At 68.5% G+C, this 12915-nt stretch carries 13 protein-coding genes and 1 tRNA gene; 10 read left to right on the top strand and 4 right to left on the bottom strand.

The annotated features are described in order from the left end of the window. Nucleotides 1–115 precede the first annotated feature (115 nt). Nucleotides 116–1234 (top strand): alanine dehydrogenase, encoded by a 1119-nt coding sequence (gene ald / locus E3O48_RS13030; RefSeq protein ID WP_134505936.1) that lies wholly within the window; start codon nt 116–118, stop codon nt 1232–1234. Here the strand turns inward: ald and E3O48_RS13025 are convergent. The 4 genes from E3O48_RS13025 to E3O48_RS13010 all read right to left on the bottom strand — a co-directional run bounded on the left by E3O48_RS13025 (nt 1224) and on the right by E3O48_RS13010 (nt 4699). After that, nucleotides 1224–1889: a TetR/AcrR family transcriptional regulator gene (locus E3O48_RS13025; RefSeq protein WP_134539366.1), complete on the bottom strand. Its 666-nt coding sequence runs from the start codon at nt 1887–1889 to the stop codon at nt 1224–1226. The genes ald and E3O48_RS13025 overlap by 11 nt on opposite strands. Nucleotides 1890–1897: 8 nt before the next feature. Then, nucleotides 1898–3199 (bottom strand): ABC transporter permease, encoded by a 1302-nt coding sequence (locus E3O48_RS13020; protein WP_134539364.1) that lies wholly within the window; start codon nt 3197–3199, stop codon nt 1898–1900. Continuing rightward, on the bottom strand, nt 3196–3930 hold the full coding sequence (locus E3O48_RS13015; protein WP_134539362.1) for an ABC transporter ATP-binding protein: 735 nt from the start codon (nt 3928–3930) through the stop codon (nt 3196–3198). Before E3O48_RS13015 ends, E3O48_RS13020 begins: the two co-directional genes overlap by 4 nt. A gap of 130 nt (nt 3931–4060) precedes the next feature. Beyond that, nucleotides 4061–4699, bottom strand: a complete 639-nt coding sequence (locus tag E3O48_RS13010) for an MBL fold metallo-hydrolase (protein ID WP_134539360.1) — start codon at nt 4697–4699, stop codon at nt 4061–4063. Between the two features lie 105 nt (nt 4700–4804). Here E3O48_RS13010 and E3O48_RS13005 point away from each other — a divergent pair, with 105 nt between their 5' ends. From E3O48_RS13005 to E3O48_RS12965, 9 genes are all read left to right on the top strand, one after another. Next, nucleotides 4805–5707 (top strand): diacylglycerol kinase family protein, encoded by a 903-nt coding sequence (locus tag E3O48_RS13005; RefSeq protein WP_134539358.1) that lies wholly within the window; start codon nt 4805–4807, stop codon nt 5705–5707. A gap of 57 nt (nt 5708–5764) precedes the next feature. Next, a tRNA-Glu gene (locus E3O48_RS13000) sits at nt 5765–5837 on the top strand. Between the two features lie 284 nt (nt 5838–6121). Further along, entirely contained in the window at nt 6122–7147 is a 1026-nt protein-coding gene (locus E3O48_RS12995) for a TerC family protein (RefSeq protein WP_134539356.1), read from the top strand. A gap of 122 nt (nt 7148–7269) precedes the next feature. Continuing rightward, complete coding sequence (locus E3O48_RS12990; protein WP_241982525.1) at nt 7270–8163, top strand: PP2C family serine/threonine-protein phosphatase; 894 nt, start codon at nt 7270–7272, stop codon at nt 8161–8163. 6 nt (nt 8164–8169) lie between these two features. Further along, on the top strand, nt 8170–9123 hold the full coding sequence (locus E3O48_RS12985; protein ID WP_134539354.1) for a hypothetical protein: 954 nt from the start codon (nt 8170–8172) through the stop codon (nt 9121–9123). Between the two features lie 9 nt (nt 9124–9132). Continuing rightward, nucleotides 9133–9372 carry an FHA domain-containing protein gene (locus E3O48_RS12980; RefSeq protein WP_134539352.1) on the top strand — a complete coding sequence of 80 codons (240 nt, stop codon included), beginning with the start codon at nt 9133–9135 and terminating at the stop codon, nt 9370–9372. Continuing rightward, entirely contained in the window at nt 9372–11078 is a 1707-nt protein-coding gene (locus E3O48_RS12975) for a serine/threonine-protein kinase (protein WP_134539350.1), read from the top strand. The genes E3O48_RS12980 and E3O48_RS12975 overlap by 1 nt, the downstream gene beginning before the upstream one ends. Further along, complete coding sequence (locus tag E3O48_RS12970; protein ID WP_134539348.1) at nt 11075–11770, top strand: hypothetical protein; 696 nt, start codon at nt 11075–11077, stop codon at nt 11768–11770. Before E3O48_RS12975 ends, E3O48_RS12970 begins: the two co-directional genes overlap by 4 nt. 64 nt (nt 11771–11834) lie before the next feature. Next, entirely contained in the window at nt 11835–12911 is a 1077-nt protein-coding gene (locus E3O48_RS12965; RefSeq protein ID WP_134539346.1) for a hypothetical protein, read from the top strand. The last annotated feature ends 4 nt before the right edge of the window (nt 12912–12915 follow it).

Below are 12915 nucleotides of genomic sequence, written 5' to 3'. Positions count from 1 at the left end.
CGCTCCCCGGGCCGGCCGCGAACGCGGCCCCTAGTCTTGACCCCGCCGCCGGCATCGTCGCACGAGGCACGCCGGCGGACCCTTTCACGAGAACCAACCAGCAACGGAGTCGGCCATGATCATCGGTGTACCCAAGGAAATCAAGAACAACGAGTACCGCGTCGCCATCACCGCCTCCGGCGTGCACGAGTTCCTGGCCAACGGCCACACGGTGCTCGTCGAAACCGGTGCCGGAGTCGGCTCGCAGATCAGCGACGAGGAGTACCGCGTCGCCGGCGCAGAGCTGGTCGACTCCGCCGACGCCCTCTGGGCCCGCTCCGACATGGTTATGAAGGTCAAGGAACCCGTCGCCGCGGAATACCACCGCTTCCGGGAGGGCCTCGTTCTCTTCACCTACCTCCACCTGGCCGCTGAGCCCGAGCTGACCACGGCGCTGGTCGACGCGGGAGTCACCGCGATCGCCTACGAGACCGTGCAGACCCCCGGCCGCGGGCTGCCCCTGCTCGCGCCGATGAGCGAGGTCGCCGGCCGGCTCTCCGTGCAGGTGGGCGCCCAGTCGCTGATGGCCCCCGCCGGCGGGAAGGGTGTGCTGCTCGGCGGCGTGCCCGGGGTGCGCCCCGCCAAGGTCGTCGTGCTCGGAGCCGGCGTCGCCGGAACGAACGCCGCCGCGATGGCCCTGGGGCTCGGCGCCGACGTGACCATCCTCGACATCAACATCGACAGGCTCCGCCAGCTCGACGGCCAGTACCAGGGTCGGCTGAAGACGGTCGCCTCGAACTCCTACGAGGTCGAGCGGGCCGTGATCGACGCCGACCTGGTGATCGGATCGGTCCTGATCCCGGGCGCCAAGGCCCCGAAGCTGGTCACCAATGCGCTGGTCGCGCGGATGAAGCCCGGCTCGGTGCTGGTCGACATCGCCGTCGACCAGGGCGGCTGCTTCGCCGACACCCGCCCGACCACGCACGAGAACCCCACCTACACGGTGCACGAGTCGATCTTCTACTGCGTGGCCAACATGCCCGGCGCGGTGCCGAACACGTCCACCTACGCGCTGACCAACGTCACCCTCCGCTACGGCGTGGCCCTGGCCAACCTCGGCGTCAAGGTCGCCTGCGAGCGGGATTCGGCGCTCGCCCTGGGCCTGAACGTCGCCGCCGGGAGGGTCACCAACCGTTCGGTGTCCGAGGCGCACGGCCTGGAACTGGCCGACTGGCGCGAGCTCGTCACGGCCTGACCCGTGCGCCCTCCGGAGCAGGGTTCTCCGCGGCGGCGATCCGGCGCATGAGTGCGATCGAGTGCCGGAGAAGCTCGCCCGGACTGCCCGTGAAGCCGCCGGTGAACCACTTCTGCATCGAGAAACGCATCACGCTACCGGCCAGGGTGACCGCCATCCGGGCCTCGTCCTCGAGGCCCGGGGTGGACTCCTCGCTGCGGCCCTGGGCGTGGAAGCGCTCCAGCACCAGCAGGGTGAGGCTCTCCTCGAGCTCGGTGATGCGCGTGTTCTCCCGGCCCAGCAGCTCGGGGGTGCGTTCGATCAGCATCCGCCGTGACCGGAGGATGCCGGGGTCCGGCTCCTGGTCGACGAGAGCGGCTGTGATCAGCCCGACGAGATCACCGAGGACATCGGCGCCGGCGCCCTGCACGAAACGGGCGAGCTCGGCATCCGCCGGCATCGGGGGAGGGGTGCCCAGGAAGGCACCCTCCTTCGTGCCGAAGTAGTTGAAGAACGTGCGCTGTGAGACCATGCCCGCGTCGCAGATCATGTCGACCGTGACGTTCTCGTAGCCGTGCTCGAGTGCCAGCGCCAGGGCCGCCTGCTCCAGTCCGGCCTGGGTGGCCGCGCGCTTGCGGGCGCGCAGCCCGTCGTCGACGGCCGGCTTGCTCGTCATGGGGCCCGCTACTCGTACCGCAGGGCGTCGATCGGGTTCTGCCTGGCGGCGGCGCGCGCCGGGAGCGTGCCGGCCAGGAACGCGATCAGCATGACGACGCCGATGATGATGGCGATGGAGCTCGGGGCGAATTGCACGACCTGCAGGCCGGGAAGGGCGGAGAACACGCCGTCGGCGAGGATGTTGCTGACCAGCGAGCCGACACCGACCGCGGCCAGGGCGCCGAGGGCGCTGCCGAGGAAGCCGATGAAGACGGCTTCGGTGCTGAACAGGGTGTAGACGCGACCGCCGTTCATGCCCATGGCCTTCATCAGGCCGATCTCACGGGTGCGCTCCTGCACGCTCATCAGCAGGGTGTTGATGATGCCGAAACCGGCCGCGATGAGCGCGATCACGGCGAACGCGTTGAGCACGCCGATGATGACGTTGATCACGGTCTGGAAGGAGCCGATCTGGTCGGCGACGGTCTGCGACGCGTAGCCCTGTTTCGTGAGGTCGTCCTTGATGGCGGTGATCTCGGCCGGGGTGCTCGTGACATCGAAATGCGCGGTGGCCGTCGCATAGCTGTCGGTGGCGCCAGCCGGAGCCCCGGTCACCTCGATGGCGTGCAGGGTGTCGGTCAGGGTCTGGTTGAGGCCGGCGCCGACGCCGAGGATCGTCTCGTTCTGCACCCCCACGACCGTGGCCTTGACCGTCTGCTGAGCGCCCGTGTAGTCGGTGATCCCGATCGAGACCGTGCGGCCGACGGCCGCCTTGGCGCTCGGGAAACCGAGGTTCTTCAGGTACGTCGTCGGAAGGAGGATCTGATCGGCCGTGCTCGCATTACTGAGCTGGCTTCCGGCGGCCAGGTCGGCCTTGGTGAGCGTGGCCGTGGCGTTGACGATGATCTCGAACTTGCCCTTGCCGTCGTACTCGATGTAGTCGGGGGTCACCCGAACCGAGGGGTCGACGCCCAGGATGCCCGAGGTCTTCTCAATCTTGGTGAGGTCCCTGGCGGTGAGCGCCTGGATGGTCGTTCCCGGTCTTGATCCGTTGCCGAGGCTCACGGTGGTCGCCTTGCTCGGGTCGTAGGCCGCCGGGCCGTCGGTGGTGGACGAGGTGGAGTCGGCCGCCTTGGAGACCGTCAGCACGTCCGCCGCGCCGATCGCGGAGACCTGGGTGTCGATGTAGCTGGTGACGCCGGTTCCGATGCCGCTGGTGATGGTGAGGGTGAACGCGCCGATGAAGATCGCGATCACGGTCAGGCCGGTGCGGAGTTTGCTGCGGAAGCTGTTCGCGATCGCGGTCTTGACGATGTCGATGAACTTCATGCGTGTGCTCCTGCGTGTGCTCCGGCGTGCCTCTTGCGCGAGGCTCCGGATTCGGTGGTGTCCTCGAGGCCGTCGCGGATGAAGATCTGGCGGTCGCAACGCGCGGCGAGTTCGATGTCGTGGGTGACGATGATGAGCGTGATGCCCTTGTCCTTGTTGAGGGCGAAGAGGATGTCCTCGACCACGGCCCCCGTCGCCGTGTCGAGGTTTCCCGTCGGTTCGTCCGCGAAGATCACCTTCGGGTTGTTGACGAGGGCACGGGCGATGACGGCCCGCTGCTTCTGCCCGCCGGAGAGGTTGATCGCCTTGTTCTTCGCCTTGTCGGCGAGTTCGAGCTGTTCGAGCGCGGCCATGCCGCGGGCTTTGCGCTCCCGGGGCGGCACCCCGGCGATCTTCAGCGGCAGCACGACGTTGTCGAGCACCGTCGCGTTGGCGGTGAGGAAGAACTGCTGGAAGACGAAACCGAAGTCCTGGTTGCGCAGCCGGTTCACCTCCTTGCCCTTGAGCTTTCGGGCGTCGGTGCCCTCGACCAGGAGGCTGCCGCTGTCCGGGTCGTCGAGCAGCGCGAGCAGGTGCATCAGGGTGGACTTGCCCGATCCGCTTTTGCCGACGATGGCGACGGATTCACCGGCCTGGATGTCCAGGGACACCCCCTTGAGCGCGTCGAAACGGTTCGCGCCGCTCCCATAGGACTTGCCTATGTTATGGGCCGAAAGCACGGGAACGCTCATGATGCGGGGATCCTTCGTCGAGAGGGTTGTGCAGAGACAATAAAATTACAGTAGCTGCACGCAGGATGAACCGTCTGGGAGCGGGCTGTGCACGCCCCGGCAGTTCGCTCCGTGCCCGGACGACGGATGCTCAGAGGTCGAGGGACTCGTCCGGCTCGAGGGGGAAGAACTCGCCACCGTTCTGCTCGGTGGCGGAGCGGATCCGGGTGTTCGAGAGTTCCTTGCCGGCGCGGGAGAGCAGCATCTCGTGGGTGGGGAAGCTGCGCCTGGGCTTGAGCGCGAGCACGTAGTCGATGACTTCGCTGATCTTGAGCCAAGGCGCGTTCGCCGGGACGGCCAGGGTGCGCACGTCGACCCCGGACGGGATGGTGAACGCGTCGCCGGCATAGTAGAGCTCGTCGTTGACCAGCACCCCGACGTTGTCGATCACCGGGATCGACTCGTGGATGACCGCGTGCTTCTGGCCGAAGAAGCGCAACCGGAAGGGACCGGCCTCGACCTCGTCGCCGGCCGCGACGACCGTGACCGGGTAGCCTGCAGCTGCCGCTGCGACCCCGGCGGGACCGAAGATCCTGACGTCGGGGTTGAACTCCAGGATGCGGTCGAGCTGCTCGGGCGTCCAGTGGTCAGGGTGCTCGTGGGTGATCACGACGGCATCCGTGTTGGCCGTGTCGGTCAGGGCCGTGGTGAACGAACCGGGGTCGATGTACAGCTTCCGGCCGGCCACGTCGACGATCAGGGCGGCGTGCTCCAGTTTGGTCAGCTTCATGCTCCCGAGCTAATACCCATTCGAGACGCCGTGCAAGCCAGGACACGGCGGGTCCGGCGGGGCCGGGAGCCGGGTGTGACGGGGTCGTCCCCCTACGCTGGCACCATGCCCGCTCCTGCCCTGCGCATCATCGTCGCCGTCAACGCCTACGCCTCCTTCGGCCGCCGTGCAGACGTCGGCCCCCGGGTTGAAGCAGCCCTTGTCGCGGCCGGCCACACCGTAACCGCACGCAGTGAAGTCAATTTCGACCTGCTCCGCACCGAGGTGGCAGTCGAACTCGTGCCCGGGGTGGACGTCCTCGTCGTAGTCGGCGGCGACGGGATGGTGAGCCTGGCCACGAATCTGGTCGCCGGGACGCCGATCGGCCTGGCGATCGTGCCGACCGGCACGGGCAACGACCTCGCTCGTGGGCTGGGCATCCCGCTCGACGACACGGAGGCCGCCATCCGTCACCTCCTCGACGCGATCGCCCACCCGCCGCGGGCGATCGACGCGATTCGGGTGCAGGCCGAAGGTCGCACCAGCTGGTGCGCCGGCGTCGTCTCGGCCGGCTTCGACGCCGTGGTCAACGACCGGGCCAACCGGATGCGGCGCCCGCGCGGCAAGAGCCGGTACACGCTCGCGATGCTGCTCGTGCTGGCGACCTTCCGTCCGCTGTCCTACCGGCTAAGTGTTGACGGCGCGGAACGCACCGTCCGGGCCATGCTGATCTCGGTGGCGAACAACAGCTCGATCGGCGGTGGCATGCGAATCGCCCCCGGCGCACTGCTCGACGACGGACTGCTCGACCTGTTCATCGTCACGCCGCTGTCGCGGCTGGGCCTGCTTCGGGTGTTCCCGAAAGTATTCTCCGGAACGCATACCGGGTTGCCCCAGGTCGAACTCAGCCGCTGCCGAAGCGTATGGATCGATGCGGACAACGTGGTCGCCTACGGGGACGGCGAGCGGATCGGTCGTCTCCCCGTGCAACTCGACGTCGTGCCCGGCGCCCTGCTCGTGCACGCCTGAGCCGCTCGGTTTGGCCTCGGCCCGTTCCATGTGGCATACTCTGAAAGTTGCAAAAACGGCCCCATCGTTTAGCGGCCTAGGACATCGCCCTCTCACGGCGGTAACGCGGGTTCGAATCCCGCTGGGGTCACAATCACAAGCTCCTCCGGTTCGCCGGGGGAGCTTTTTTGTGCTCCGCGGGTTCTTGTGCTCCGCGGGCAGGGATGCGTCCCCGGCCGGGGTGAGCGTGCCGGTAGACTTCACCGAGTGAAAGGGAGTATCCCTCTGGGCTGAGAATTCTTCGCCCTATGCCGTGATCGTCAACACGGGCCTCAGCATCGCGGCCCCGGGCACGGTGGTACCGACAGGTGCGGGAGAGACTTTCGGGTTTCGTGCTGCTCTCAGCATCCCGTCAGTGAAAGGCTTTCCCCCCGCATGGATCTTGCTCTCCCGCTCTGGTTTGAAATCGGCGCCCTCGTCATCCTCACGCTGATCCTGGTCGCCGACCTGCTGATCGTCTACAAGCGGCCGCACGTGCCGTCGATGCGGGAGGCGACCCTCTGGGTGGTGTTCTACGTGGCGCTCGCGCTCGTCTTCGCCCTGCTCATGCTCGTGCTGGCCGACGCCGAGCATGCGGGCCAGTTCCTGGCCGGCTGGCTGACCGAGTACAGCCTGAGCATTGACAACCTGTTCGTCTTCGTGATCATCATGGCCAGGTTCCAGGTGCCCAGGAAGTACCAACAGGAGGTGCTGATGGTGGGCATCATCATCGCGCTCGTGCTGCGCGGCATTTTCATCCTGCTCGGCGCGCAGCTGATCGAGAACTTCAGCTGGATCTTCTACATCTTCGGCGCCTTCCTGCTCTACACCGCCGTGCACCAGGCGGTGGCGAAGGACCCGGAGGAGGACGAGGCCGAAAACGGCCTGATTCGCCTGCTGCGCAAGCGGATGCGGATCTCCCCGGATTTCAACGGCTCCAAGCTGCGCACCGTGGTCGACGGGCGCAAGATCTTCACCCCGATGCTGATCGTGCTCCTCGCGATCGGCACCACGGACCTGGTCTTCGCACTCGACTCGATCCCGGCGATCTTCGGCATCACGACCAGCCCGTTCATCGTGTTCACCGCGAACGTGTTCGCGCTGATGGGGCTGCGCCAGCTCTACTTCCTGCTCGGCGGACTGCTCGAGCGGCTGGAATACCTCAAGTACGGGATCGCGTTCATCCTCTTCTTCATCGGGGTCAAGCTCGTCCTGCATGCCCTGCACACCAATGAGGTCGCGTTCATCAACGGCGGCGACGGGGTTGCCTGGGCGCCGGAGATCGACACCTGGACGTCGCTCGGCGTGATCGTGGTGTCGATGGCCGTCGCCACCGTGGCCAGCGTGATCAAGGCCTCCAGCGACGCCAGGAAGCGGGGCCACACCCTCGCCGAGGAGATCCCGCAGCCCGTCGAGGAGTAGCCGGCCCCGCGGCGACGAGGCCGCTGCCCGGCGAACCCCGCGGAGTTGGTACGGTGGAAGCTCGTCGCCGTCGGTGGCGCGTCCGCGGCTCATCGACGCGAAGAACCGAACACTGGAGTGCCGTGTCCCAACCTGGCGAGTTCGACATGAAGCTGCCCTCCACCCGGGTGCGGTTCTCGTTCAGCGCCCACAGCGACGTCGGACGCGAGCGCAAGATCAACGAGGACAGCTTCATGGCGCAGGCTCCGGTCTTCCTCGTCGCCGACGGGATGGGCGGCCACGCACACGGCGACGTCGCCAGCCAGACCGTCGCCCGGGTGTTCGACGAGCACATCGAACGTGGGGCGCCGTCGACGCCGGAACGCATCCTCGACGCCATCCACTCGTCGAACGATGCGGTGCGCGACCTCAGCGCCGTCGACGACTTCGGCACCGCGGTGTCGGGCACGACCCTGGCCGGGGTGGCGTTCGTGGATGCCGGCGACGACGTCGGGTTCCACTGGATGGTCTTCAACATCGGCGATTCGCGGGTCTACACCTGGGACGGCCGCACGCTGGCCCAGCTCAGCGTCGACCACTCGGCCGTGCAGGAGATGGTGGACGCCGGGCTGATCACCGCCGAGTCCGCGGAACAGCATCCGGAGCGCAACGTGATCACGAGAGCCATCGGAGCGGACGAATTCGTCGACGCCGACGTGTGGCTGTTGCCCGCGTCCGGCCGCCACTCGTTCCTGGTCTGCTCCGACGGCCTCACCAAGGAACTGGGCAACGCCGAGATCGCCAGACTGCTGGCGGCCCACGACGAGACGTCCGACGCCGGGCGGTCCATCGCCGAGGTGCTCGTCGACGCCGCACTGGCCCACGGGGGCCACGATAACGTTACGGTCGTATATGTCGAATCGGTGCTGGGCGACCCGGAAACGGGGGCGCAGCACCCGGACGACGAGAACACGCAGGATCGGATTCCCGGGGCAGGGGAACATCACGAGGACACGAGGCCGCGAAGCCAGGGGTGAGGATCAATGCTCTCGTATTGCAGCGATGAGTCGGGGGAGTGGCTGGCCGCAACACGGCCCGGCTGCCTCCTCGTCGTGCGGACGGACGGTTCCCGCGACTCCGTCGACCGGCTCTGGTCGAGCCTGGACGGCGGGGCGCAGGGTATTCTCGACGGACTGACGTCGGCCGGCCTGTTCGCCACGCCGCCGTTCGTCCTGCTGACCTGGGACACCGCCGCCGGGCCAGGCTTCACGGGCCGGGCGATCCTGCGCGGCGACGTGTCGCTGCGCCTGACCGGGGAGAACGGGGACGCCGAGCTCTCCGGCCTTGGCGTGTCCACCTGGCGTGAACAGCCCTTCTCCGGCATGACGGAGATCACGGTGGAGTGCGGGGAGTGCGGGGAGCGCGGGGATCCGCGGGCGGCGCTGCCGGCGCTGCCGCTGTCGTCCGGCGTCGTGCGTGTGCGGCGGATCTCGCTGTCGTCGCTGCCGGCGTCGACGGCCGCGCCGGTCCCGGTCGCCGAGAGCATCGCCGAGGAAACGATCACCGACCAGACGATCACCGACCAGACGATCACCGACCAGACGGTCGCCATCGTCCGGAGCGGCGGCGTTCGCCCGGCACCGGCGCCGACGCCGGCAGCGGATGCGGTCGAGCCCGCCGCGGCGCAGGGCTACGACCACCTCTTCGGCGCCACCATGATGCGCGGGGTCGAGCAGGCCGCGGTTCGCCCCGCGGACGACGACGACGCCGGTGCGGATGCCGTTGACCCCGCCAGGCACGACGGCCTCACCGTGATGAGCGGGGACATCCGCACACTCCGGGACTCCCGGCGACGTGCCCGGCCCGCGCCGGAAGCCGCCGCCGCGGCTGCGCAGCCTGCCCTGTACCTGCTCCTCCCGAACGGTGTTCGCGAGCCGCTGGGCCAGCCGATCGTGGTCGGCCGGGCGCCGGGAGTGAACAAGGTCTCCGGCGGCTAGGTCCCGCGGCTGGTCAGCCTCGGCGGGGCCGACCAGGACATCTCCCGCAACCACGTGCGGATCACCGTGGAGGGCGAGACCGTCGTTGTCACCGACCTCCACTCCCGGAACGGCACCGTCATCGTGTTGCCGGGCAAGCCACCCCAGAAGCTGCGCGGCGGAGAGTCGACCTCGGTCATCGTCGGCACCGTCGTCGACCTCGGCGGCGGCGTGACGCTCAGCGTCGGCCAGGACGCGGGCGTGGTCTGATGCGCCGCGCCACGTCGATGCCACCCGAGCTGCCCGGCTACGACTTCATCAGCACGCTGGGCTCCGGCGGGTTCTCGGACGTCTTCCTCTACCAGCAACGGCTGCCGCGGCGCCGGGTGGCCGTCAAGGTCCTCCTGACCGAGCAGCTGGGCCCGGCGACCAGGGCCCGGTTCGTCGATGAGGCGAACCTGATGGCGCAACTGTCGACGCATCCGTACATCGTCACCATCTACCACGCCGGGGTCGCCGGGGACGGCCGGCCCTACTTCGTGATGGAGCACTGTTCCGGGCCGAGCCTGGCCGAACGGTACAAGCGCGAGCGTTTCACCGCCGAAGACGCGCTGCGCACGGGCGTGCGGCTTGCCGGTGCGGTGGCGACGGCCCATGGCGCCGGAATCCTGCACCGGGACATCAAACCGGCCAACGTGCTCACCAACGACTTCGGCTGGCCGGCTCTCACCGACTTCGGCATCTCCTCCAGCCTCGAGGACGACCTCCCCGTGCAGACCCAGAGCGGCCCGTTTCCCGCCGGCTCCGGCGGCACGGGCGCGGCCCGCGAGGGCACCGGCACGAGCGACGGCCAGTCGGTCGGGATGAGCGTGCCCTGGTCGCCGGCGGAGATGTTCGAGGACGACCCGAAGCCGGATGTGCGCAGCGACGTGTTCTCCCTGGCCGCGACGATCCACACCCTGCTGGCCGGCCAGACGCCGTTCGAGATCCGTGGGCGTTCCAACGGCACCCTCGACCTGATCGGCCGGATCGAGCGCGGGGCGATCACCCCGATCGGCCGGGACGACGTGCCCAGGTCGCTGACGGCTGTGCTGGCGAAGGGGATGGCAACCAGCCCCGCCAACCGTTATGCGACGGCCCTCGACTTCGCCCGGGCCCTGCAACGGATCGAACTGGAGTTCGGCTATGCCGCAACCGGCATCGAGGTGCCGCGTCTGCCTCAGTCCGGGCCGGACGAACGGGCAGCCCCCACCGACGAGAACGAAACACGTGCCCGCTCGGTCACCACGATCGCGGCCCAGCCGGCCATCCACCGGGCCCAAACGCCGACCCCGTCAGCACCGGCCGAGACCGACGAGACACGGGGGCGCGGCGCCGTGGTCATCGACCCCCGCGGAACCGCGGCGAACGCCGACGCTGCTGTGGCGGATCCGGCCGGGGCGGCCCCGGAGGGCACAGCGCTTCGCGGAGGCGGAAGCGGAATCGAGACCGTCCTGCGGCCCCGGCGCGTCGTCGCGACTCCCGGGCAGGATGCCGCACCGCCGCCCCGACCGGCGCGTCGCCGCGCCCTGGTGCCGGCGATCTCGGTCGCGGCCGGCGTCGTGCTCGTGGGCGCGATCGTGGCCGCGGTGTCGCTCGCCGGAAGCCAGTCACCCGACCTCGCCCCGACGCCGCGCGCGACCAGCGGCGAGGTCGGGGACGCCAATCTCGTGGCCGGGGTGCCCTCGCCCAAGCTCGAGGGCACGGCCACGTCCGTCGACGGCACCGTCGTGACCTTCACGGTGAGCAATTCCGACCCGAAGAAGGGCGACGTGTTCCGGTGGGCCCGCGCCGACGAACCCACCCAGCCGAAACTCAGCACGACGGGCGACATTGCCGTCGACGGCGTCACACCCGGGTCGAAGGTCTGCGTCGACCTCTACCTGCAACGCCAGGACGGCAAGCTGTCCGAGGCGAACCGAGTCTGCAACCGATGAAGCCCCTCAGGATCGAGTACTGCGGGGAATGGCACACTACCCAGCCCGGCACCGACTTCTCGATCGGCCGGGAATCCGACCTGACCATCGACGACAACCCCTACCTCCACCGAACCTTCCTGCGCCTGTCGGAGGAATTCGGGATGTGGTGGCTCTCCAACGTGGGCACCCTCCTGTCCGCCACGGTGTCCGACACCACCGGCACAGTGCAGGCCTGGCTGGCTCCCGGAGCCAAGCTGCCGATCGTCTTCCAGACGATGCACGTGATGTTCAGTGCGGGATCGACGACCTACGACTTCACGATCCACGCCGAGGAGGACTACTTCAACACCTCCGTCTCGGCGTCCAGCGACGCCGGCACGACAACCATCCTGCCGGTGACCCTGACGAGCAGCCAGCGCCTGCTCGTCGTCGCCCTCGCCGAAGGCGTGCTCCGCCAGACCGTCCCCGGGCGCGGAGCCATCCCCAGCTCGGCGGACGCCGCCGCCCGGCTCGGCTGGAACATGACCACGTTCAACCGCAAGCTCGACAACGTCTGCGAGAAGCTCGACAAGCTCGGTGTCGACGGACTCCGCGGCGGACGCGGCAAACTCGCCACGAACCGGCGAGGCCGCCTGGTCGAATACGCCGTCGCCATCCGCCTGGTCAGCGCCGACGACCTGGCCCTGCTCGATGCGCCGACCGCGTGTTAGCTTTGTGACCGGAATGGTCCGGGGCTGGTCGTTTCGGGGTGGGAACGGCGCGGAGGGATCGACGATGGGGGCCATTGCGTCGTGGTTTCGGCTGCGCAAAGCGACGGCATCCGTGCTGGCCGTAGCGGTGATCATCGGCGTGCCGTTGACGTTCGCGGTGTTGCACCAGGGTTTCCCGGTGACGGATGTGGATTTGAGTGCCCGGGACGTGTGGGTGACGAACGGGAAGCAGTTGCTCGCGGGCCGGCTGAATCGGCAGATCGAGGAGCTCAACGGTTCGGTGAACGCCGCGTCGAGCACGTTCGACGTGTTCCAGGACGGCGACGACGTTTTCCTGTTCGACGGGAGCGCGGGGTCGCTGGAGCGGGTGGACGCGTCGTTCACGACCCTCGGCCAGCGGGTGGACGTGCCGGTGGGGTCCGAGGTCGCGTTCGGCGGAGACACCCTGGCGGTGATGGCACCCGGCTCGGGGTCGGTGTGGGTGATCAACGCGGGCAGCGATCTGAATTTCGATCCGAAGAAGTCCGATCCGGTGATGAAGCTGGGCAAGGGCGGCCATATCGCGGTGTCGAAGGCGGGCGCGGTGTTCGGCACGTCCCCGCTGACGAAGAAGCTGGTGACGCTGGCCCGGACCGGTGACAAGCCCAGCCGGACGGACCTGCCGAAGCTGGGTGCGCACCAGGTGGCGGCGGTGGGGGAGAAGGCGGTTGTCCTCGACACGGTGAAGAACCGGCTGATCGTCGACGGCGGCGAGCCGATCGTGTTGCCGGCGAATGGGCTGAAGCTGCAGCAGAGCGGCGCGGAGAACTCGTTCGCGGTGGTGGCGACGGGTGAGGGGCTGCTGGAGGTGCCGTTGGGAGGCGGCAAGGCGGTGGCCGTGTCGGCGGGCATGGAGCGGATGGTGACCGATCCGAAGGCGGTGTCGAAACCGGTGTGGCTGTACGGGTGCGCGCACGGGGCGTGGGCAGGCGCGCAACGCTACCTGGCCGCGTGCGCGGGGAAGAAGCCCAGCGCGCAGGCGATCGCGCAGCCGACCCTCGGGTCCACGCTGGAGTTCCGGGTGAACCGGAATGTGATCGCGCTGAACAACCTGTCGAACGGAAACGTGTGGCTGGTCGATGCGAATATGCGGCTGGTCTAGAACT

The organism is Cryobacterium sp. HLT2-28 (assembly GCF_004402495.1).
Lineage (GTDB): Bacteria > Actinomycetota > Actinomycetes > Actinomycetales > Microbacteriaceae > Cryobacterium > Cryobacterium mannosilyticum.
This window is presented reverse-complemented; position numbering and strand designations above follow the sequence as displayed.